This is a genomic window from Arthrobacter sp. Sr24 (assembly GCF_054511175.1).
Window position 1 is genome coordinate 1 of record NZ_JBTNDB010000041.1, and the last position, 21,727, is coordinate 21,727.

Annotated in this window: 17 protein-coding genes; 5 read left to right on the forward strand and 12 right to left on the reverse strand. The window is 60.5% G+C overall.

Annotated elements, in window-relative coordinates; all coding sequences use genetic code 11:
* Positions 1–87: 87 nt before the first annotated feature.
* From ACX80D_RS17120 to ACX80D_RS17160, 9 genes are all read right to left on the reverse strand, one after another.
* Positions 88–2,232: a 3-hydroxyacyl-CoA dehydrogenase NAD-binding domain-containing protein gene (locus tag ACX80D_RS17120; RefSeq protein ID WP_459324076.1), complete on the reverse strand. Its 2,145-nt coding sequence runs from the start codon at positions 2,230–2,232 to the stop codon at positions 88–90.
* A complete protein-coding gene (locus tag ACX80D_RS17125) occupies positions 2,229–3,566 on the reverse strand; it encodes a thiolase family protein (RefSeq protein WP_459324077.1) in 1,338 nt (445 codons plus the stop codon). Before ACX80D_RS17125 ends, ACX80D_RS17120 begins: the two co-directional genes overlap by 4 nt.
* A gap of 169 nt (positions 3,567–3,735) precedes the next feature.
* On the reverse strand, positions 3,736–5,178 hold the full coding sequence (locus ACX80D_RS17130; protein WP_459324078.1) for an HRDC domain-containing protein: 1,443 nt from the start codon (positions 5,176–5,178) through the stop codon (positions 3,736–3,738).
* Positions 5,179–5,260: 82 nt separating this feature from the next.
* Positions 5,261–5,839, reverse strand: coding sequence for a DUF3000 domain-containing protein (locus ACX80D_RS17135; protein WP_459324079.1), 579 nt, complete (start codon positions 5,837–5,839; stop codon positions 5,261–5,263).
* Between the two features lie 217 nt (positions 5,840–6,056).
* On the reverse strand, positions 6,057–7,109 hold the full coding sequence (locus tag ACX80D_RS17140; RefSeq protein WP_459324092.1) for a threonine aldolase family protein: 1,053 nt from the start codon (positions 7,107–7,109) through the stop codon (positions 6,057–6,059).
* A 47-nt stretch (positions 7,110–7,156) separates the two neighbouring features.
* Positions 7,157–7,906 (reverse strand): SDR family NAD(P)-dependent oxidoreductase, encoded by a 750-nt coding sequence (locus tag ACX80D_RS17145; RefSeq protein ID WP_459324080.1) that lies wholly within the window; start codon positions 7,904–7,906, stop codon positions 7,157–7,159.
* 18 nt (positions 7,907–7,924) lie between these two features.
* Complete coding sequence (locus ACX80D_RS17150) at positions 7,925–9,310, reverse strand: DUF6421 family protein (protein ID WP_459324081.1); 1,386 nt, start codon at positions 9,308–9,310, stop codon at positions 7,925–7,927.
* A gap of 240 nt (positions 9,311–9,550) precedes the next feature.
* Complete coding sequence (gene msrB / locus ACX80D_RS17155) at positions 9,551–9,994, reverse strand: peptide-methionine (R)-S-oxide reductase MsrB (RefSeq protein WP_459324082.1); 444 nt, start codon at positions 9,992–9,994, stop codon at positions 9,551–9,553.
* Between the two features lie 14 nt (positions 9,995–10,008).
* Complete coding sequence (locus tag ACX80D_RS17160; protein WP_459324083.1) at positions 10,009–10,500, reverse strand: hypothetical protein; 492 nt, start codon at positions 10,498–10,500, stop codon at positions 10,009–10,011.
* Between the two features lie 122 nt (positions 10,501–10,622).
* On the opposite strand from ACX80D_RS17160, the gene ACX80D_RS17165 reads away from it, so the two are divergent.
* Complete coding sequence (locus tag ACX80D_RS17165; protein WP_459324084.1) at positions 10,623–11,840, forward strand: alpha/beta hydrolase family protein; 1,218 nt, start codon at positions 10,623–10,625, stop codon at positions 11,838–11,840.
* Positions 11,841–12,010: 170 nt separating this feature from the next.
* Here the strand turns inward: ACX80D_RS17165 and ACX80D_RS17170 are convergent, their stop codons facing one another.
* On the reverse strand, positions 12,011–12,748 hold the full coding sequence (locus ACX80D_RS17170) for a FadR/GntR family transcriptional regulator (RefSeq protein WP_459324085.1): 738 nt from the start codon (positions 12,746–12,748) through the stop codon (positions 12,011–12,013).
* A gap of 190 nt (positions 12,749–12,938) precedes the next feature.
* Here ACX80D_RS17170 and ACX80D_RS17175 point away from each other — a divergent pair, with 190 nt between their 5' ends.
* The 3 genes from ACX80D_RS17175 to ACX80D_RS17185 all read left to right on the forward strand — a co-directional run bounded on the left by ACX80D_RS17175 (position 12,939) and on the right by ACX80D_RS17185 (position 16,042).
* Positions 12,939–13,484 (forward strand): gluconokinase, encoded by a 546-nt coding sequence (locus ACX80D_RS17175; RefSeq protein ID WP_459324086.1) that lies wholly within the window; start codon positions 12,939–12,941, stop codon positions 13,482–13,484.
* A gap of 50 nt (positions 13,485–13,534) precedes the next feature.
* The gene (locus ACX80D_RS17180) at positions 13,535–14,938 is read left to right on the forward strand and encodes a GntP family permease (protein ID WP_459324087.1); all 1,404 of its coding nucleotides are present in this window, start codon (positions 13,535–13,537) and stop codon (positions 14,936–14,938) included.
* 357 nt (positions 14,939–15,295) lie between these two features.
* Positions 15,296–16,042: a formylglycine-generating enzyme family protein gene (locus ACX80D_RS17185; protein WP_459324088.1), complete on the forward strand. Its 747-nt coding sequence runs from the start codon at positions 15,296–15,298 to the stop codon at positions 16,040–16,042.
* A gap of 948 nt (positions 16,043–16,990) precedes the next feature.
* On the opposite strand, the gene ACX80D_RS17190 is transcribed toward ACX80D_RS17185, so the two are convergent.
* Both ACX80D_RS17190 and ACX80D_RS17195 read right to left on the reverse strand, forming a co-directional pair.
* Entirely contained in the window at positions 16,991–17,530 is a 540-nt protein-coding gene (locus ACX80D_RS17190; RefSeq protein WP_459324089.1) for a type II toxin-antitoxin system RelE family toxin, read from the reverse strand.
* A 23-nt stretch (positions 17,531–17,553) separates the two neighbouring features.
* Positions 17,554–17,862, reverse strand: coding sequence for a type II toxin-antitoxin system Phd/YefM family antitoxin (locus ACX80D_RS17195; RefSeq protein ID WP_459324090.1), 309 nt, complete (start codon positions 17,860–17,862; stop codon positions 17,554–17,556).
* A gap of 505 nt (positions 17,863–18,367) precedes the next feature.
* Between ACX80D_RS17195 and ACX80D_RS17200 the strand changes: the two genes are divergently transcribed.
* Complete coding sequence (locus ACX80D_RS17200; protein WP_459324091.1) at positions 18,368–21,178, forward strand: AAA family ATPase; 2,811 nt, start codon at positions 18,368–18,370, stop codon at positions 21,176–21,178.
* The last annotated feature ends 549 nt before the right edge of the window (positions 21,179–21,727 follow it).

Consider the following 21,727-nt stretch of genomic DNA (forward strand, 5'->3'; position numbering starts at 1 on the left):
CTCCCCCCTCCACCACTCGCCACCCCCCCCCCCCCCCCCTTCTCCACACCCCCCCCCCCCCCGCCGTCGTACTTTTGAAGGGAAAAGCTACGCTGCCGCCTGGAAGAGCTTCCCATTGACGCGCTCCGAGGCGCCCACGCGGTCCAGGTAGGGGGTGATGCCACCGAGGTGCATGGGCCAGCCGGCGCCAAGGATCATGCATAGGTCGATGTCCTCGGGTCCAGCAACCACACCCTCAGCCAGCATCAGGCCAATTTCCTCGGCCAGAGCGTCCTGAGTCTTGCGCAAGAGCTCCTCGCCTGTGGAGGGCGAAGAACCAAAGCTAAGCAGCGCCAAAGTGTCTGCTGGGATGGAGACGGAGCCATCTTCCGCAGTTTCCCACAGTCCCTTCTTTCCCGCGTCGATCAGGGCCTGCTGGTTAGCCGAGACATGGAAACGATCACCAAACGCCGTATGTAGCGATTCCGTGACGTGCTGCGCCACCGGGATGCCCACCATCGCCAGCAGCGTGAAGGGGGTCATTGGCAGGCCCATGGGACGCAACGCGGTGTCGGCAGTGTGTGCGTCGGTGCCCTCGTCGAAGGCCTTGGAAACCTCGGCCATGAGGCGTAGCAGCACACGGTTCACCACGAACGCCGCCGCATCCTTGACCAGCACCGCTGTCTTGCGCAGCGCCTTAGCTGTGGCAAACGCGGTGGCCAGAACGGCGTCGTCGGTCTTGGGAGCGCGCACAATTTCCAGCAGCGGCATGACGGCCACAGGGTTGAAGAAGTGGAAGCCCACTAGACGCTCGGGGTGCTTGAGGTCCTCAGCCATGGCCGTGACAGACAGGGAGGAAGTATTCGTGGCCAGGATGCACTCGGGAGAGACGATCGCCTCGACCTCAGCAAATACGGCCTTCTTCACGGAGAGTTCCTCGAACACGGCCTCGATCACGAAGTCGGCATCAGCAAACACGTCCTTTGACACCGAACCTGTAACCAGGGCCTTGGTCCGGTTCGCCGCATCCTGGCTGATCCTCCCCTTCGCCAGCAATTTGTCCACTTCGCCGTGTACGTACCCCACGCCCTTGTCCACGCGAGCGGCATCGATGTCCGTCATGACCACGGGCACCTTGAGTTGGCGGGCAAATAACAGCGCAAACTGCCCTGCCATCAGCCCCGCACCCACCACGCCAACCTTCGTCACAGGGCGAGCCAGCTTGGGATCCGGTGCACCGGCCGGACGCTTGGCTCGCTTCTGCACCAAATCCAAGAACGCGTAGACGGTATCGCGGAACTGCGGCGTGCCCATGAGCTCCGCCAGCGCCGCATCTTCAGCCGCAAAAGACTCCGCCTTCGTGAAATGCTTGCCCTTCTCGAGCAACTCAATCACCTTCGCGGGGGCCGGCGCGGCATTGGAGGTTTTGGCCTCCACAAACTTCTTGGCACGCACGACGGCGGCATCCCACGCTGCGCTGTTTTCCTCGCTCAGGGGTTCACTCACCGCGTTGGGGCGGCTGGGGCTTTCGGCGCCGGCAAGCACGCGGGCGGCCCAATTCAGCGACTGTTCCACAAAATCAGCAGGTTCAAAGAGGGCGTCGGCAATGCCGAGCTTGAACGCGGCGGGGCCGCTCAGGGTGCGGTTGTTGCTGAGTGCGTTTTCAATCATGACCTGTACGGCGTTGCCCGGACCGATCAAGCGGGGGAGTAAGTAGACGCCGCCCCAGCCGGGGACCAAGCCAAGGAATGCCTCGGGCAGAGCCAAGGCTCCAGCACCTGTGGAAACGGTCCGGTAGTTGGCGTTCAGGGCAATCTCCAGACCGCCACCCAAGGCGAGCCCGTTGATGAACACAAAGCTGGGAACCCCCAGATCATTCAGCGTGGAGTAAACGTCGTGGCCCAACTGTGCCATCCAGAGTGCTGCTTCGGGATCTTTCAGGCTCTTGACGGCTGACAGGTCCGCTCCTGCCACCAAGAAGAAGGGCTTGCCGGTGACGCCCACGCCGAGAATTTCACCCCGAGCAGCACGCTCTCGCTGTGCCTCCAGCGTGGTGCCTAACTCGACCAGGGTGTTCGGGCCCAGCGTGGTGGGGCGGCGATGATCCAAACCGTTGTCCAGTGTGATCAGCGCAAAGGTGCCAGCGCTTGGTGCGCCCTCAACGCCGGGGAGTGCGATGTCCTGCACGTAGGAGTGCGTCACAACCTCATCGGGGAACATGGCTGCGAGTTTAGTGAAATCCTGGGCGCTCATGCTGCGCTCCCTTCGGTGGTGGCGGAGGCGGTTACGGACGGGGTGGCTTCAGCACCTGTGCCGGTGAAGTGTGGGTTTTCCCAGATTACGGTGGCACCCATGCCCAACCCGATGCACATGGTGGTGATGCCGTACTGCACGGAGTGATCCTCTTCGAATTGCCGGGCCAACTGGTTCATGAGGCGCACGCCGGAGGATGCCAGAGGGTGGCCCACGGCGATGGCTCCACCATAGCGGTTGACGCGAGGATCGTCGTCGGCGATCCCAAAGTGGTCTAGGAAGGAGAGCACCTGGACGGCGAAGGCCTCATTGATTTCGAACAGGCCAATATCCTCGATGGTGAGCCCGGCCAGGCGCAGCGCCTTTTCGGTGGCCGGAACAGGGCCAATGCCCATGACCTCCGGTGCCACTCCGGCGAACGCGTAGGTGACGAGGCGCATTTTGACAGGCAAGCCCAGCTCCGCAGCAGCCTCGGCAGAAGCCAAAAGTGCCGCGGTCGCGCCGTCGTTCAATCCAGCGGCGTTACCGGCACTGACACGTCCATGGGCACGGAAAGGAGTGCGCAGTGTGGCAAGGTCCTCAACGGTGGTGCCGGGGCGCGGTGGCTCATCCACGGTGTTCACGGTCCAGCCGGCGCCGGGCTTCATGGTGGCCACGGGAACAAGATCGGGCTGAATCTGATCTTTGGCGTAGGCAGCTGCAAGCTTGTTCTGGCTGGCCACGGCATACGCGTCGGTGCGGTCCTTGGTAATGGCGGGGAAGCGATCGTGCAGGTTCTCGGCCGTGTTGCCCATGTTCAGGGCGGCCGGATCCACAATGCGTTCGGACATGAAGCGCGGGTTCGGATCGGATCCGGTGCCCATGGGGTGGTGGCCCATGTGCTCCACGCCGCCGGCGATGACAACGTCATAGGCGCCAAAGCCAATGCCCGACGCCGTTGTGGTCACCGCTGTCATGGCGCCAGCGCACATCCTATCGATGGCGAATCCGGGCACCGACTGCGGCAGTCCGGCTAAGAGTGCGGCGGTGCGGCCAATGGTCAGGCCCTGATCGCCGGTCTGGGTGGTGGCGGCAATGGCAACGTCGTCAATGCGCTCGGCGGGCAAGGATGGGTTGCGGCGCATGAGTTCGCGGATGCACTTCACTACCAGGTCATCGGCGCGGGTGTTGGCATAAATGCCCTTCTCCCCAGCGCGGCCAAAGGGGGTGCGGACGCCGTCAACAAAGACCACGTCCCTGATCTGCCGATTTTGGCTCACGTCTAACTCCTTGGTTGCGTTCAATGGTGTTCTCTCCAGCCCAGCATAACGGGGGAGGAGTGTGTCGCAACTCATGTTACTTGCGAGTAACTTAGAGGTCAAAACGAAGGTATCGTCACCCCTCTCGACGCTAGTGCAGCAATGGTGCTTAAAAGACGAACGCTATCGCAGTTGACTGCGATAGCGTTCGAAGAAATGGCACCATTGCTGCCCGAGCGTTCGTTGGGGGCCGAGGGCGGGCTAACTAAAGCTGGGCGTGGTCCTTGTTAGCTTCTTTGGGTTCCCGCGGAGCTAGTGGCTCGGGGTTGCTCATGGCCTCTACCAGAAGGGGGGCGGTCTTCTCGATCTGCCAGGCGCGGGCGCCCAACTCTGCCAGTGCAGCCGAGATGGCTTCCACGGTGAAGTCCGACGGCGGACGCCAGCACACGCGGCGCAGATGATCCGGGGTCAGAATATTCTCCGACGGGATGTTCAATTCCTCGGAGAGTTCGGCCATTCTGTTGCGGGCCGTGGCGAAACGTGCAGCGGCCACAGGATCGCGATCGACCCAGACTCGCGGCGGCGGAGGAGTGTTGTTGGAAACCTGCAACGGTGGCAGATCGCTACTGTTCTTCGCGGTCTGGATGGCATGGAGCCATTTGGGGGCGTCGCGCTTGGCTGAGCGGCCATGGAAACCCGCCAGTGCTAATAGTGCAGGCACTGTCGAGGGCATGCCTTTTGCTGCGGCGATGATGGCCGAGTCCGGGATCAAACGGCTAGGGGCAATGTCGCGGCTTTCGGCAAGTCTTTCGCGGGTCTGCCACAACTCGCGAACGGCTCCCAGCTGGACGCGGTTGCGGATGGTGTGTGATCCGGACGTGCGGCGCCACGGGTCCACCCGCGGGGCAGGAATTCCAACGTCAATGAGGTGCTGAAATTCTTGGGCCGCGTAGTCCAGCTTGCCGTCCCGCTCCAGCAAAGCGAGCAGTTCCTCTTCAAGATCCACGAGCACTTCCACATCCAATGCGGCGTAGCGCAACCAGGATTCAGGCAAGGGTCGGGTGGACCAGTCCGCGGCGGAGTGTTCCTTGGCGAGATGGAAGCCCAGTAGTGTTTCCACTACGGCACCCAGTCCTACACGGGGCAGGCCAGCGAGCCGGGCGGCAAGTTCTGTATCAAAAAGCTTGTCCGGCCACATGCCAACACCGGCCAGGCAGGGCAGATCCTGACTGGCGGCGTGGAGAATCCACTCGACGCCACGCAGCGCCTCATCAATGATCTTCAGATCGTCAAAAGCTTCGGGGTCAATCAACCAAGTACCGGCACCGTCGCGGCGGATCTGCACCAGCATGGCGCGTTGACCGTAGCGGAAACCTGATGCACGCTCCGTATCAACGGACGCCGGGCCATGTCCTGCAGCGAGTGCGGTGGCGCAGCGCCTCAGAGCCGGCTCTGAATCTACGACGGCGGGAATGCCGTCGCGGGGCATGTCCAGATCTACCAGGTCAGGCAGTTCGCCCAGTTCCATCTGGACGCCGTCGATCAGCACAGACGTCAGCGGTGCGGGGGCAAGATCAGTACTGGTCTGGGCAACCGAGCCCGAGGTAGATGTGCCCTCGGGTCCAACGTTTGTAGTACTGCGGCCTTGATGTGTGTTCGACATTTTGGCCCTGGTGCGGCTGTGGGTGCTTGTTTCTGCTTTGGTCATGATGACCTTAGTCTACCGAATGGCGAAGGAAAGCCTCTTAATTGCTCTTCTGGGCGGATCAGGTGATGGAGCGGAGAAGCAGTCACCTGTTAGTTCGGGGCCGTCGCTGTGGCAGCAAGGTCACGCCGTCTGGCACGGGTGGTAGGCCTGCAAAGGTGCAGACAATATCCACCCAAGCATCCAGATGAGAGCGCATATCGCGGCCCTCAGGTGTCCACGAGGCGCGCAATTCAATGTCAATGGCATCGGGTCGGGACGCTAACGAGCCGTATGATTCCGAGAGGATTCGTGTCGCCGTACCTCCGGCGTTGCTGTGCCGGGCTCCGTGCTCGTCGAGAGACTCAACCAGCCATGCCCAAGCAACATTGCCCAGGAGGGAATCGTTGCCAATGTCAGCTTCGAGTTGCGCCCGTATATAGGTGACAATTCTGAACGTACCGCCCCATAGATCGGAGCCGTTGGGGTCATGCAGGAGGATGAATCGGCCGGTGGCGAGCTCTTCGCCGTCCATCAACACTTCCGCTCCGAGAGCAACTCCATAGGGAGCCAGACGGGAGGGCGCAGGCACTTCGGCCAGCGAAAGCTCGCTACGATGCGGGGCAGCACGCAAACCAGCCAAGGCTTCTTGGAAGTCAGCGGGCAGTTGCAGATCGTGGCTCACATGTGCAGATTATGACGGTAGCGGGGCAAAGCGCGTCAGGCGCGCCGAATCCGGCGCTCTGAAGGTACCTGGTCAGCCCAGTATGGCGCCCGTTCCGGTGCCTGCCCCGTCCAAGCCACCCCACCCACCACACCAAAAGACGGCGCACCCTAAATGGTGCGCCGTCACGTGGCGAACAGAACTACAGCGAACGGAACTCCAACGAGCAGAACCGCAGTTACCCCTCAAGTTCCTTGCGAACAGCAGCTGCGAACGCATCAACGTCAGCTTCGGTGGTATCGAAGGAGCACATCCAGCGCACTTCCCGCGCGGCCGGGTCCCAGTCGTAGAACTTGAAGTCCTGGCGCAGCCGGTCTGCCACGCCCTCGGGCAGAATCGCGAAGATGCCGTTCGATTGAGTCTCCTGAGTGCACTCCAAGCCCGGCAGATCCTGCACAGCGGCGCGCAGCCTCACGGCCATGGCATTGGAATGAGTAGCCGAGCGCAACCAGAGATCATCGCGCAGCAGCGCCAGCACCTGGGCTGAGATGAAGCGCATCTTGGAGGCCAGCTGCATGTTCAATTTGCGCAGGTAAATGAGTCCGTCGGCAGCGCTCGGGTTGAGCGCAACAATGACTTCGCCAAACATGATGCCATTCTTGGTGCCGCCAAAGGAGAGGACGTCCACGCCGGCGTCGGAGGTGAATTCGCGCACCGGAACACCCAAGTAAGCAGCCGCGTTGGCCAGACGGGCGCCGTCCATGTGCACCTTCATGCCCAGAGAATGAGCGTGATCACAGATGGCGCGCACTTCCTCCGGCGTATAGCAGGTGCCCAATTCGGTGGTCTGCGTGATGGAGACTGCCAGCGGCTGCGCACGGTGCTCGTCGCCGAATCCCCACGCTTCCTTGTCGATCAATGCGGGGGTGAGTTTTCCGTCAGGCGTGGCAACAGGCAGCAGCTTCATGCCGCCCACGCGCTCCGGCGCCCCATTTTCGTCGTTGTGAATGTGGGCCGTGGCCGAACAGACCACAGCGCCCCATCGCGGCAACAACGATTGCAGACCCACCACATTGGCGCCGGTGCCGTTGAAAACCGGGAACACCTCGACCTCTTTGCCGAAAAGCGTGCTCATTTCCTCGCGCAGCCGGGCCGTGTAGACGTCCTCGCCGTACGCGCTCTGGTGCCCGCCATTGGCTGCGGCCAGCGCTTCGAGCACCTCCGGGTGGATGCCGGAGTAGTTATCTGAGGCGAAACTGCTCACAGAGGGGTCATGGAGTTGTGCGTCGATGTTCACAATGTCTTTCCGGTTGCGGGTTTCAGGTTGCGGGTTTCAGATTATGAGTTGCTGTCAAGAATAATGCGCGCGCCGTTGAGCTGCGCCGCGGGCGTGCTGAACAGCCCCGCCACGGCCTGCCCCAGCACGGCCACATCAGTGAAGCCAGGGAAACGGCGTTGAGGCGAGCGGGCGCGCATGGCGTCATCCACCAGCGCTTTCACCACAAGTACGACGCCGGCCGCCCCACCTTCCATGCCCTCCGAAGCTGCCGTGGTCCCTACTTCGCCCGCCGCGGGTGCACCAGAGGCAAATCCGGCAGCCACCGAGCGCACCCACGTTTCCGCAGCAGCCTTGATCGAGGCGTAGTTGGCGTCCCCAGCGCCCGGATCCGTAACGGTGGTAGAGGAAACAATGGCCAGCCGGCCTACAGGGGACGCCGCGAGGTCCGGATAAAACGCCCGGCTGGTGGTGCGCAATGTGGTCAGGACTGTGGTGTGGAGGAAGTCCCAATCGGCATCGCTTTGGCCGGCGATCCCGTCGCCGCCGCGCCAGCCTCCCACCAAATGGATCAGGCCGTCCACGGGACCAAAGCCCTCGTGGATGTCCTCCAGGAGATCGGCCACGTCGTCTGGATCGCCAAGGTTACACACCAGGGGGACGGCACCGTCGGTGAGACGAGCCGCCGCCTGGATCCGTCCGGCGTCGGACCCTACGGTCAACACGCGCATTCCAGCGCCGAGCAGGGCACTAGCCACGGTAACGCCGGCGGCACTGCTGCCGCCGGCGATCACTACCAAAGGAGTCTTCATGCCTCCAACACTACTCACTTAGGCGACGCTGGTGCCGGTGATACCCGCGGTGGATTCGATGACGGTGCGCATCTTCTTGTTCAGCGCTTCGTAGAACATGGAGAGCGGGAACTCATCATCCATGACCTGATCGGTGATCTCGCGCAGCGGCGCTGTCAGCGGCAAGGCTTCAGGGCCCTTCGCCCACGTGGACGCCGGGTTCGGAGTCACCGTCGCCGAAACCAGCTCATACGCGGCCAGCCAATGCGCCAACTTGGGACGGTCAATAGAGCGCCAGTACAGCTCCTCAATCTCGTGTCCCAGGGCGATCACCACGGCGGGCACCTCGGCCCAATCAATGGTCAGCTTGGTGTCGGTCCAGTGCAGCACGTGGTGCTGGTGCAGCCACGCAAACAGCAGCTGCCCGCCCAGGCCGTCGTAGTTGCGAACGCGCGTGCCGGTGATGGCAAAGCGGAAAATGCGGTCAAAAATCACTGCGTACTGGACCAGTTTCGCGTGCTTGCGCGCCTCGGGGGAGGCGCTCTCGTCAGCCTCCACCGCCACCGATTCGCGGTACGCCGTGAGATCGCAGCGCAGTTCCTCCAGCGAATACAGGAAGTACGGCATGCGCTGTTTGATCATGAACGGGTCAAACGGAAGGTCGCCGCGCATGTGGGTACGGTCGTGGATGAGGTCCCACATGATGAACGTTTCCTGCGTCAGGGCTTGGTTTTCCAGAAGTTCGACGGCGTCAGCCGGCAATTCCAGCCGGGTCACCTGTGCTGCCTCCCGGACCACGCGACGGAAGCGGGCGGCTTCGCGGTCCTGGAAGATGGCACCCCAAGTGAACGTGGGGGTTTCGCGCACGGAGACGCTTTCCGGGAACAGCACGGCTGAGTTGCTGTCATAGCCGGGGGTGAAATCAATGAAGCGCAGCGGTACAAACAGCTTGTTGGAGTAGCTCTTGGCCTCCAGTTCCCCAATAAATTCAGGCCAGAGGGTTTCCACCAAGACGGCCTCAACAAAGCGCGAGGTTGAACCATTTTGGGTATACATGGGGAACACAACCAGGTGACCCAAGCCGTCCACGCGGTGTTCCTGCGGGTTGAAGGCCAAGAGTGAGTCAAGGAAATCCGGAACGCCTAGACCGGCGGTTACCCACTTGTTGAAATCGGCCACGGCCAGCTCTAGATAGCGGGCGTCGTGGGGAAAATGCGGGGCCAAGGTGTCCATGGACTCGGTGATGGTGGCGATCAACGCCGTGGCGGCAGCGTGGTTGCCTGCCTCGGGGACGGAGCCGTCCTTGACCTGCAGTTCCTGCAGGGCGATGGCCGCATTTTTCAGGGCCAGCCACGCAGGGCTCTGGGCCAAGGCGGTGTAGTCAAAGGTGCTGGCGCTGCCTGGGGTTTCGATCGTGATGCTCATGCAGTTTCCTTTGGCTACTCGGAAGACAGGGGGAGTCCCGGCTGGATTGATTCCGAGCCTAGCAATGGAATAGCAAAGCTAATGTGAAAAGCGGTTGAGCATAAGAGGCTCTACGGCTCCGTGACTTTAGAGGGCTTCTGGCCACAGTTCCTGTGAGCCTTCCGGCAGAATTAAGAACACTCCCTTCATGGCCTGAGGGTCATGAAGGGAGTGTTGTAAATCAGCTCTATGAACGCAGCGTTATGACCGCAGTTTCATTGAGACTGAGTTAATGCAGAAGCGTTCATCGGTGGGCGTGTCATAGCCTTCACCTTTGAAGAGGTGACCCAGGTGCGAATCGCAGGCGGTGCAGCGCACTTCAATGCGTTCCATGCCCAGCGAGTTGTCATGCAGGTACGTCACCGAACCTTCTGCCAGCGGGGCGAAGAAGGAGGGCCAGCCGCAGTGTGAGGAAAACTTCTCCTTTGAGGTGAAGAGTTCAGCCCCACAAGCGCGGCATTCATACACGCCCTCTTGAGTGGAGTCCCAGTACTCCCCGGTGAAGGGGCGTTCGGTGCCGGCTTGGCGCAGCACCTGATACTCGGCGGGGGTGAGTTCTTCACGCCACTGGGCATCGCTCTTGACGACGGCAGGAGTTGCGGAAGCAGGGGTGGCGGGCACGGCGGAATTATCAAAGCTGTTCATATTTATGCCAACGTTCAGGAGTCGCCAATAAATCCCGAATCGGAGTACAAATGCAAAACTGGCAAGCCCAGTTTCCGTTGCGCCTGGTGCGCCCAGTCTTGGCGGAAGGTATCGGCAACGGCATGGGGACGGGTGACCACCACGGCCTGCCGGGCACCGGACTCGGTGACCTTGGCAACCAAGGAGGCAACGGCGTCGCCCTCGGCAACTGCCCCGGTAGCCTTGGCGCCCGCAGCTGAAAGCACAATCAGGGAGGCGGCGAGAATCTCCGAGGCCTCGGCCTTGACGGTGGCAGCATCGGGTTTCTCGCGCAATTCGCGCAGGGCGCCGGGCACATCAAGCATGGTCAACTGGTCAATGACGTCCACGAAGAGATTGCGGTGCGTGTCGGCCGGCACTAAGAGCACCAGCTCCACGTCGTCGCCCTGCTCGTAGAGGTTCGTAATGTTGGCCACGTCCGTGGACGTCAGCGCTTCTTCGGTCAAAATGATGATCTGCTCGCTCATGGCACCAGCTTAGGCGCCTATGCACCATAAACAATGACAACGGCCCAAGTTGTGCGAAGAAAGTTACGAACGCCCCCGGTGTGCCGCTCGACGGGCCGCCGGGCAGTAGGCACAATGGTGGCATGGCTTCCTCTTCGCAGCAGTCCAATCCCTGGCTCAAGTGGGGCGCCCTCGGGGCCGCCGCGGCAGGCACCGGCGCCGTGGCGGTGATGACGGCAACCTCCGCTCTGGCCGTCTACTTCGCCCGCCGGATCGTGACCCCAGAGAAGCACAGGATGGACGACGTCGCCGTGCTCGCCGTGATCTCCGACGGCCCAGAGCTGCAGATCGTGCTCGAAGCCACCCCGGACACCATCATTGAGGGCAACTACGGGCTGTACTTCGACAACAGCCGCGCCCACGCAGTCATTGGCCGGATCCTCTCCTATGTGCCGCGCGAAGGCAGTGTCACCCGCGAGGTCCTCGCCGTCCACGGCGGTGATTTGCGCACGGCTACGGCGGGCTGGTGGTCCGGCAATTTGCATGCACACCCGGATGAGATGGGCTTGGCGTACGAGGACGTGACGCTGAATCTGTCCGGTGGCCCAGCTCCCGCTTGGCTGCTACCGGCGCCTTCCGCTGGAGCTACCTGGGCCATCGTGGTGCACGGCCGCGGCGCCACTCGCAACGAAGGTTTACGTGCGGTCCCCACCGCTCACCGCCTCGGTATGAACGCTTTGCTGATCTCTTACAGGAACGACGGCGATGCCCCCGCCGCGTCTGATGGCCGGTATGGGCTGGGGGTCACCGAGTGGGCCGATGTGGAAGTGGCCATTGATTATGCCATCGCCCATGGCGCCAAGGACGTAGTGCTTTTTGGCTATTCCATGGGTGGAGCCATCAGTTTGCAAACAGCTGATCTGGCCCGGAACCGGAAACACGTCCTAGCCATGGTGCTGGACGCGCCCGTCATTAATTGGGTGAATGTGCTGGCGCATCAAGCGCAGCTGAACCGCATCCCGAACTTTATTGGCCAGTACGCCGAGGTCATGCTGACCCACCCGCTGGGCCGGCGAATCACTGGTTTGGCCGCGCCTGTGAACCTCAAGAGCATGGACTGGGTGAGCCGAGCGGTGGAGTTAAGGACGCCGTCGTTGATCATGCACAGCATTGACGATGACTTTGTGCCCTATGAACCCACCGCGGAGTTGGCTAGGCGAAACCCCGAGATGGTGACCTTTGAGCCGTTCAGCAAGGCTCGGCACACCAAGGAATGGAACGTGGACCCGCAAAGGTGGGAGAACGTGGTTGAGACCTGGCTGGCGCCCCGATTGGGACAGCACAGCCTGCCGCGGCACTAGAGAGGAGCTTTGCCGACCTAGGATGCCGATAGTACGGGGTGCCTAGGTTCGGTGTTGAATCGATTGCCGCCTAACCTCCCTAGCAACAGTCCACCTGCAGGAGTGCTGCTGGATCAGCCGCACCAAACTGATTGGCATTATCAACCAGATGCCGAGGGTGTGAGCTCAGCTCAAATACCGAGGCCCATCGCACTACGGACCTCATTGAGAATGTGGCGGGCAGAGGCCTCCGCCATGACGGCATCTCCGCGAGCCACTGCAGTGGCTACGTCCTCGTGAGCCTGCAAAGCTTCCCTCCGAGGCTTGAATGGCATCAATCCTTGCTGGGTGCGGCTGGTGAGTACTTCTGCCACCATGCCTTCGAGCGACGTGAACATCTCATTGCCGCAGCTTTGGAGCAACAGGCAGTGGAACTCAATGTCCACCGCTAGGAACGCCTCAAGTTCGCCGGCCTCACCGAGGCGCCTCAGCTCTGCGGCAAGAAAAACCAGCCTGGCCCGTTCGGCGGCGCTGGCCCGGCGGGCTGCACCTGCGGCCGCAATGGGCTCTACCGCGATGCGCAGCTCGGTGAGACTGCTGTACTGAATCTCTCGCTGGCCGGACGCTAGACGCCAGCGCACCAGCTTGGGATCGAAGACATTCCAGAGTCTGCGTTCTTGAACCACAATGCCCACTCGCCGGCGCGAATAGACCAAGTTCATTGACTCCAAGACTTTCATGCAGTCGCGCGCGACGGTGCGGGAGATGCCGTGCTCTTGTTGCAGGCCCTCCAGTGTCAATCGGCTGCCAGGAGCAAGTTGCCCTGCCGCTATGGCAGAGCCAACTGCTTCGAGGACACGCTCATGCATGGCGGGGGTGGGCATACCTTTGGATGCGGTGTCCGTATCCGGTGGTGTCGCCGTTGACATATTTCCTGCCTTCCTTGGCGCCTGCGCGCACAGCCATACTACCGGCAAATCGATAAAGGTATGACCTGTGACACTAAAAGATAGTATCTATGGCTTCAAATGGTGATACCTTAACTTTCGGCGTATTTTCATTGTGAGGTACGCAACGAATTTCTACAGTGAGCCAAAGCGTCTTCTTCGGAGGTACAACATGCAGTATCCAGACACGAATCTGGTGGTGATGGGCGTTGCCGGTTCAGGCAAGTCCACCATTGCGTCAGCACTTTCTCGACAGCTTGGCTGGGCCTGCGCCGAAGCGGATGAGTTCCACCCACAATCCAATATCGAGAAAATGACCCAGGGAATTGCCCTGCAGGATGAGGACCGCTGGCCCTGGCTGCAGGAGATTCAGGGCTGGATGAGCGCACATGCAGTTGCCGGGAAAAGTACGGTGCTAACCTGTTCCGCGCTCAAGCAGAGCTACCGTAGGCTGCTTTCCGAAGCGCAGGGCCGGGTTCTGTTCGTTCACCTTGACGGGGTTGCCGAACTGATCGGCCAGCGCATGCTGGGCCGCGAAGGCCACTTCATGCCTCCCACGCTCCTACCCAGCCAGCTGGCGACGCTGGAACCGTTGACCAGCGACGAACTTGCAGCCGGTAGCCTACGGTTGGACATCTCCCATTCACCAGAAGAGATTGTCGCCGCGGTTTTGGCTGGTCTAACGCTTCCCGCTCTTTCAGCACGCAGCACCTTCTAAGTCCACCCAATTTTCCCACTCCACTACTAGATCTATTTCAAAGGAGAACCATGGTCATCGAAGGATGGACCCAAACACTAGGGGCAGGCCCGCTGCTGCTCATTGCAGCAGCGGCGGTTATTGTGCTGCTCTTCCTCATCATCAAACTGCGGATGCACGCGCTGATAGCTCTGATCGTCATCAGCCTCCTGACGGCATTCGCCACTGGCATCCCCACCAGCCAGGTGGTTCCCGTTCTGATCGGAGGATTCGGTACAACCCTAGGCACCGTGGCACTCCTTGTTGGTTTAGGTGCCATGCTTGGCCGCATCGTTGAAACCAGCGGCGGCGCCAAGGTGTTGGCCGATTACCTGATCGGTGTCTTCGGCGAAAAGCGTGCTCCCTTCGCCCTCGGCCTTGCCTCCTTGATCTTCGGCTTCCCCATCTTCTTTGACGCTGGGCTGGTTGTCATGCTGCCCGTGGTATTCGCCGTAGCCTACCGCCTTGGCGGGGGAGTGCTGCGCTACGGACTTCCGGCAGCCGGCGCGTTCTCTGTGATGCACATCTTCATGCCGCCGCACCCGGGCCCGGTCTCTGCTGCCGCCTTCTTTGACGCCAATATCGGGTTGGTTCTGATTGCTGGTCTCATCACCGCTATCCCCACCTGGTACGTCACCGCCTACCTGTTCGGTCTGTGGACCGGAAAGAAATTGGTCCTCCCAGTTCCAGAACTCTTGGGCAAGGCCAGCGCCGAGGCTGAATCCAACCCGCCGCGCTTCCGCACCGTCATTGGCCTGCTGCTCTTGCCGCTCGTGCTGATTTTCATCAATACCGGCCTGAACACCTTGGCCTCCTCCGGCGTTCTTGCCGAGTCGGTCAAGGATGAGCAGTGGTTCCAGATCCTGCGCACCCTCGGAGAAACTCCGGTGGCTCTGCTGATCGCTGTGTTGGTGGCCATGTTTGTGCTCGGCACGCGCCGCGGCATCAGCTCCGGGACTCTGGAGAAATTGCTGGAGTCCTCGCTGGGCCCGGTTTGCTCCGTCATCTTGATTACCGGCGCTGGCGGCATGTTCGGCGGTGTGCTCCGTACCTCCGGCATCGGTTCCGCCTTGGCAGATGTCTTGGGTGATCTAGGTATCCCGCTGATCCTGGCCGGGTTCCTGATCGCCGCCATTCTGCGCATCGCTCAGGGTTCGGCCACCGTGGCGCTGACCACCACTGCAGGCCTCATCGCCCCGGCCGTGGCCATCGCAGGTGTGAACGGTATGCAGCTTGCCGCCTTGGTGATCGCCGTGGCAGCCGGCTCCGTGGTGGTCTCACACGTCAACGACTCCGGCTTCTGGCTGGTGGGCCGCTTCTTCGGCATGGATGTCAAGACCACCTTGAAGACTTGGACCGTCATGGAAACCCTCATCGGCGTCATGGGGTTCGCCATCGCGGCAGTCATCTTCGTGGTCGCCGGGTTGGTTGTTTAGCGCTTCATTTTCAGCCACGGCTGTGTGACTACGACGGCGGGACGCTGGCAGAGATGCTGGGTGTCCCGCCGTTGGCGTACCGCCGGTGCTCGCACATGCATGAGGTTCTGGGCGCTGACACATCTGGGGTCCGGGCCCAAGCCACCATGAACGGACACACTAAAACCAACTAAATTCGGGTCAGAGGAAGTTCTGGGTGCCCCGGGTGGGCGTCGGACTCACGGCTACGAGAGTCTCGGGGCCCACGTGCCAACCGTCATCGCTGACAGTCAAAACCCGCTAGTTTCCCGGAGAGTAAGGTCCGACTGGAGTTCCCAGCACCGGGAGTAATTGCGGACGGCATGGGAGCATTGGGGAATGGCTACATTTGATCTTCTTCCGCTACCAGCCGGAGAAGTGGAATTGCACGACGCGCGACGAAAACGCCGTTGGAGCGTCCAACTAGAACCTTTTGAGATTGGTATCGTCCCTGTCACCACGGCTCAGTATGCGCAACTCATGGGCAATAGTGAGACGAGATCTCAAGCACCGCTGGTAGATATCAATTGGTTAGAAGCCATCAAGTTTTGCAATGAAGCGTCATTGAACCAAGGCCTTGCCCCTGCATACCGCTTCGAGGCAGGCGATGTGATTTGGCAGACGAACGCCTCCGGGTACCGGCTGCCCACCGAGGCCGAATGGGAATACGCGTGCCGTGCGGGTACTGCCGGACCGCACTACGGACCCCTTGATTCCATTGGGTGGACAGCGAATGACCAGTTAGAGAGCCCGAATGTAGTTGGCGAAAAACAGCCCAATGCCCTCGGGCTCTACGACACTCTTGGGAACGTATGGGAATGGTGCTGGGATCTACTCGATCCGGCTCGCTACGACGACTACCGGGTCTTTCGTGGCGGAGGTTTCGCCGACAAACATTGGAGCGTACGAGCCTCGACCCGTCGCGGTGGAGCGCCAGGGATGAGTCACCCAGATCTTGGCCTACGTCTGGCGAGGGGTGCATTCGACGATGCGAAGACAGTTCAAGGTTGGTCAGCTGAGGCTGACTCTGAACGTGGAAAGATCACTGGTGGGTTGCCATCAGGCTGGACGCCACGACGGTACTAAGGCTGATTGAAGGGGACAAGGCGGCGAATGTTCCGCAAATCTTTCCTCTTCCAGAACTGCGAGTTGATAGAAATCTGGCAGTCTGGAAAGCAATGGTGTTGGAAAGATTCTACTCAAGTCCATCGTTGGACGAGTGGTACATGGCAACTTTGTCGATTCAGGCGAGCTAGTAGGTTGAATCTGCAGCGCCTGGCGGAATGGAGTCCATAGGTAGCTCGTGGGTTACGGAGAGTGGGCGTCCGCGCTGTGAGCACGGCGTTCGGAGGCCCAATAGTTAGGGGCTGTCGCCCGCAACAACGCGAACGCCAAGAACACGTGGACTACCAAGGTTCTTACAAGGCATCGGTAGGAAAACGTGACAACAACCGCAGATTGTTCGGACAGCAGCACGTTAAAACTGTCATCAGCTTTTCATTCAAAACCGTGAGTAGAACCTGATTTTCCCTCTCGGCCCACCGCCGAACGTAGGCGTAGGTCAGAGGCCTTTACATGCCCGGGGTAGGAATTGAACCCACGAGCAAGAGAATCTAGCCGTCTGGATTTTGCCTGTTGTCGTCGACTGCCAAAATCCCCGTGTTTCAGTGATAGTTCATAGTTTTCGAAGGCAGTGGCATGTCGTGCTTTGTCGTAGTTCTTGGTTGAAAAGGGGGAATAAAAGGGGAGTGCATGCTTTTCGCTCCCAACGTTCTTTTGGCCTAGGCGTCCAGTCCCTTAAAAACAAGCTTGCCAGCGATTCGCCACGAAGCAGTGCATGCCGCCAGCCGTTCTTATCATTTTACGCCGCAGTCGTGGGTGGAGGGAATGTCCGTTCTTCGGGATTGCGAAACGCTCGTCGGGGCTGGTCGTGGGCGACCTCTTGGCATTTTTTGGTTCAGATTGGCGGTTCGCTAACGGCCGGGAGTAGTGGTCGGACTCCCACACCCGCGCCCGTGACCTTTGCCCTGTGATTCAGGGTTTCTGGCGGCTGGACCAGAATTCCATCAGCAGCTTTTGTCCTTGTTGCTCTGATATTTTGGAGATATCTTCCGGAGTAAGGTTGAGCTGCTCGCGGAGGGCAGACTGAAGCCAATCCGGCAGAGAAGATTCCTGTGTGGGTTCCGCGGCGACCTCGATGGATTCATAAAGACGACCCATTTGGGTAATGACGTCCTTGATCGGTTGGAGCTTAGGGTCATCGCCTATCCGTGCGACGCGGGCCTTGAGTTCCTCGTAGATTTCGCTGTCCGATCGGACGCCCACCGCCCATACCTCGGAAATATCCAGGATTGGTGTGCCATCGGTGTCTTCGGTGACCCGCCAAACAATGCGCCAATGCCGGTCACCGACAACGAGTTTACGAAATCCAATCAAGGCGCCCAGCAGAGGTTCACCGGCATTTGGTGAGCGTTCCAGGAGCAGCATCTTCTTGAATACGGTACGGACAACGTGGGGGTCTTTCTTACCGAGCCGGTGAAGGTCGGCAACTGCATCCTCAGTAAGTCGAACCACGCAGACGCGCTTCGGATGCGGCGTCACGCTCGCCCTGCAGCGATGTCGGAAGCAATCTCAGCTTCCAGCTCAGCGCGAGTGTAACCGAAGAATTCCATGGCCTGATCCAGGCCGGTGCGGACCCCGGTGTCGGTTGCGAAGCGGGCCATGACGAGCGCTGCATCGCGAAGAGTGTCACGATCACGCCTCAGGCCAGAGATTTCTTCAGCGGATACAACTTCGGCGACGACTCTGCCATGTCGAGAGAGGGGAACATCGATTCCCGCTTCAGCCGAGGCAACCAGCGAGGATAATCCGGCACGGGAAGCTTCTGTAATCGTCATAGCGCTCATATGGAAACTATACAGATTTCTATGTAGTTTTTCAAGGTTGCGACGAACCCCATCTGGAATGCAAGCGTAGTGGGATGCGTGCCTCTTTTGGGAAATGCTCGCGAAAACTCTGGAGCATGTTCCGGTGCTTCGTGCGCTGGAGGGATATGTAGGGAGGCGATAGTCTGCGGGCGGGGAAATGAGGATGAAGGACGCTGGCGCGTATGCGTCGACGGCGAAGAAGGCCACGGGTGAGATCGTGGACCGGCTGGTCGCCGAGGTCGCGGAGGCCGGATGGTCCCGGGCGAATGCCCGCCGCCACCAATATCATCACCCTGCGCTGCCGAGTCGCCAATATGCCAGGCCCCACCAAAAGCAAATCCCTGCCGCCTGAGTCGACACACGGCCTCAGGGACAACCCCAACCTTGCTGGCAAATATTGCACCCCTTGTATGTCGGGGAATCCTGATATGTCGGACCGGGATGTCATGATTGTGGCTACATCTGTATGAGGGAGTGCTCGGCCATGCTGCTTGAAGGTACCGACAATATAGTTCTGACCGAGGAGTTCAAGGAAGCGCTGACGTTGCTCGATGGCGGCAACAGCCTCTTCTTGACGGGCAGGGCGGGTACGGGCAAGTCCACTTTGGTGCGACACTTCCTTGCCTCAACGGGGCGAAATGTCATTGTTGCCGCTCCTACGGGCATCGCAGCGCTAAATGTCGAGGGCTACACCATTCACAGGTTGTTCTCCTTCAGTCCGCGAACAACCGTGGAACAGGTACAGTCCGCTGATTATTACCCGCGGCGCTTTTCCAAGACCATCAAGAGCCTGGACACGTTGGTCATTGATGAGGCGTCCATGATCAGAGCGGACCTTTTTGACTGCCTTGCGGCTGCCCTTGAACGGTTTGGCCCGAAGCCCGGCACACGGTTTGGCGGTGTCCAAATTGTTTTGGTGGGAGACATGTACCAGCTGCCGCCCGTGGTGACGGAGGCAGAATCCGAGTACTTCAGCACTCGCTACAGTTCACCGTATTTCTTCGCCGCGGATAGTTACGACCGGGCACATTTCCCACTGGTCGAATTGACCACGGTCTTTCGACAGGTCGGCGACCCTCAGCTGGTGGACGTTCTCAACTCTGTGCGGGAAGGAGCCCTGCAAGACGTCGAGCGTGCTGTTCTCAATGCCAGGACAGACGCGTCCTTTCTCCCACCGTTGGATGAATTCTGGTTGACACTGGCGACAACCAATCGGATTGCCGGTGCCAGGAACCGGCAGATGCTTGAACAGCTGCCCCTGCCGGCACTGCAACATGCCGCGAGCGTCACGGGGGACGTGGACGGATTCGACAAGCCGACCGATGACCTGCTTGACTATCGGGTCGGCGCCCAGATCATGCTGCTCTCGAATGATATCGACAGGCGTTGGGCCAACGGCACTATTTGCCGCATCACCGGCCACCGCACCGATGGCGGTGACGTTCTGGTGGAGGTCGAACTCCCCGGCGGCACTTTTGCTGAGGTGGGGACGCACACGTGGGAGATCAACCGCCCGGTGGTTGAGGCGGGCCGCCTGCGTCACGAGATTGTGGGCACCTATACGCAGCTGCCGTTCCGTCTTGCTTGGGCCATTACCATTCACAAGAGTCAGGGCCAGACATTGGAACGCCTGGTTGTTGATTTAGCCGGTGGAACTTTTGCCTACGGCCAGCTGTACGTGGCGCTTAGCCGTTGCACCAGCATGGGCGGCTTGGTGTTGCGGCGTGACATCGAGCCCAAAGATTTGAAGGTGGACCAGCGCATCCGCCGTTTTCTGAGGTCTGGCGGCACTGAGGTGGCATCACGGGGCAACGTCTACTTGGGCGTCAGCACCGTGGGCGATGAAGGGCGGGCCTGGCGTCCCCGCCCCATCGAGATTGCCCTCGTGACCGACGACGGTCTCGAAGTCACCACCCTAGTCAATCCCGAACGCGACCTCGGGGATGCACGGGCTGCCTACGGTATCTCAGCCAGCGACGTCCAGCTGGCGCCGCTTTTGACAGAAGCGTGGGCGGCCCTAGCGCCATACCTGGCTGGCAGGACACCTTTCGGAGTGGACATCGACCAGTCGCTCGGCTACCTCGACTTTGAACTCAAACGTAACGGATTCGTCGTGCCCATGCCCCTTGGGGTGGAGATCGACAGCACCAAACTCACGCCCAGCCAAACAGAACGGCTCAGGGCCCCGAAGGCACTGGACCGCGCCAGGGCCGTGCGTGACATTGCAGGAACCGGTGCGGCCCACAATGCTTTCGCCGATGTCTTCCCTGATCCGGGACAACGCACCGGCTACCTATTGTCTCGAGGCCAGGATGCCGAGAACTTCATGGTGGGAGGGCTGGTCGCTGCCGGGGACTCCGCCGACGCAGTCCTGGCCGGCCATCTGCGCATCACGGCGCAACGCACCAGCCTGAATACCCAAACCAGAGATTTCCTGCGCGGTGTTGAAGCCAGAATCGGGCACCCAATCATCGATTCCGACGATGATCTTTCTGGCGAAGCCGACATCTCGGCCGTGCTCGTCACAGGCGCGCGGGTTTGCTTTACCGGAACCGTCATCGACGAGGCGGGCAACACGCACTCCCGCCAGGAAATGGAAGCCATCGCCGTCTCTCTCGGACTGGAGCCAGTTGGCAGCGTGACCAAGGCCAAATGTGAGGCACTGGTGACCGCGGAAGTAGGCTCGCAATCCGGCAAGGCCAAGAACGCAGCGAAGTTCAACAAACCGACGTTCGATGCCGAGCTCTTCCTTGAGTGGTCCAAGGACCCGGGTGCGTGGTACACCTCGAGCGTCATGTCACAAGAACAGGCCGCCCCGACGCTAGCGGCGAAAGAACCTGCAGTCCACGTTGTAGCCACCTCGGTTCCTGTGGCCCAATCGCCAGTTGTCGAACCAGGCATGGCGGCACCACCGGCGCCTGTCTCCATCCAAAACACGCCTCCGACTCTGAGAGCTATCCCAGCCGACCTGCAGCCTGAAGACCGGGACAGCTATCTGCCAGAACCGTACGTCGGGCCAAAGCCCGATGCTGTGGTATCTGCGTCACAGCCCGAGGATCCCAAGCCGCAGCCTTCCAGTGAGCGGATGCCGCAGCATGCCCCTCCAAGCTACAGCGCACAAGTCCCGCCACAGCCGATGCCTGTCCCAACCAAAACTCACGACCCTGCTCCCGCAACGTTACAGCCCCAGCCCCATGACTATTCTCAAGAGGGTCCTAGCTCAAAACCCAAAAAGCGTCAGCTGAAATTACAGCAGATCATTGCGGGAATCTTTGGACGCCCTCACGATCGGTAGTCTCTTCCCTAGCCTCATCTGATCCAACATTCGCACGGACACGGACACGGATACGGACGCCTGGGCTGCGGTTGATACTGTGTGCTGGCTACAGGCAGTCATGCAACTCGCTGTCTGGTGATTTGGGGTATCGCCCGCAGGTGACCGGGGCCCGCTTCGAGGACGCCAACAAGGTCAGCGGAGGTCTTGGCTGGACGGATACTCGCTGCTGTTTGCTGGCCGGCCCGGAGTTAGGTCTCAGTGGCGCATGTGGGAGCGTGGAAGTCACCGGCCTTCGGGGACACTGGTGGATGCCCAAAAGCTGCATCCAGGGCATTATTGGGCGGGTAGTTTCATCCAGAATCCATGAAGGTGCTGCTGACGGACCGGAATGGCTTCCAGCCCTAGGCAACTCACGCAGCAACGACCCCTACACTCTCAATCCGGAGGAGCCAATGTGGCTCTTCCGAATGCAGGGTGTAGTCAGGGTTGCTCAGTGATGAATCCGGGTGTGGAACTCGTTTCGGCATAGGTGAGGGCCTTGGTAGAGAATCAGATTGTCTAAGATCT

Coding starts and splice junctions, on each gene's coding strand:
- ACX80D_RS17120 (WP_459324076.1), bottom strand. CDS start 2,232: ATGAGCGCCCAGGATTTCACTAAACTCGCAGCCATGTTCCCCGATGAG.
- ACX80D_RS17125 (WP_459324077.1), bottom strand. CDS start 3,566: ATGAGTTGCGACACACTCCTCCCCCGTTATGCTGGGCTGGAGAGAACA.
- ACX80D_RS17130 (WP_459324078.1), bottom strand. CDS start 5,178: ATGACCAAAGCAGAAACAAGCACCCACAGCCGCACCAGGGCCAAAATG.
- ACX80D_RS17145 (WP_459324080.1), bottom strand. CDS start 7,906: ATGAAGACTCCTTTGGTAGTGATCGCCGGCGGCAGCAGTGCCGCCGGC.
- ACX80D_RS17150 (WP_459324081.1), bottom strand. CDS start 9,310: ATGAGCATCACGATCGAAACCCCAGGCAGCGCCAGCACCTTTGACTAC.
- msrB (WP_459324082.1), bottom strand. CDS start 9,994: ATGAACAGCTTTGATAATTCCGCCGTGCCCGCCACCCCTGCTTCCGCA.
- ACX80D_RS17160 (WP_459324083.1), bottom strand. CDS start 10,500: ATGAGCGAGCAGATCATCATTTTGACCGAAGAAGCGCTGACGTCCACG.
- ACX80D_RS17165 (WP_459324084.1), top strand. CDS start 10,623: ATGGCTTCCTCTTCGCAGCAGTCCAATCCCTGGCTCAAGTGGGGCGCC.
- ACX80D_RS17170 (WP_459324085.1), bottom strand. CDS start 12,748: ATGTCAACGGCGACACCACCGGATACGGACACCGCATCCAAAGGTATG.
- ACX80D_RS17175 (WP_459324086.1), top strand. CDS start 12,939: ATGCAGTATCCAGACACGAATCTGGTGGTGATGGGCGTTGCCGGTTCA.
- ACX80D_RS17180 (WP_459324087.1), top strand. CDS start 13,535: ATGGTCATCGAAGGATGGACCCAAACACTAGGGGCAGGCCCGCTGCTG.
- ACX80D_RS17185 (WP_459324088.1), top strand. CDS start 15,296: ATGGCTACATTTGATCTTCTTCCGCTACCAGCCGGAGAAGTGGAATTG.
- ACX80D_RS17195 (WP_459324090.1), bottom strand. CDS start 17,862: ATGAGCGCTATGACGATTACAGAAGCTTCCCGTGCCGGATTATCCTCG.
- ACX80D_RS17200 (WP_459324091.1), top strand. CDS start 18,368: ATGCTGCTTGAAGGTACCGACAATATAGTTCTGACCGAGGAGTTCAAG.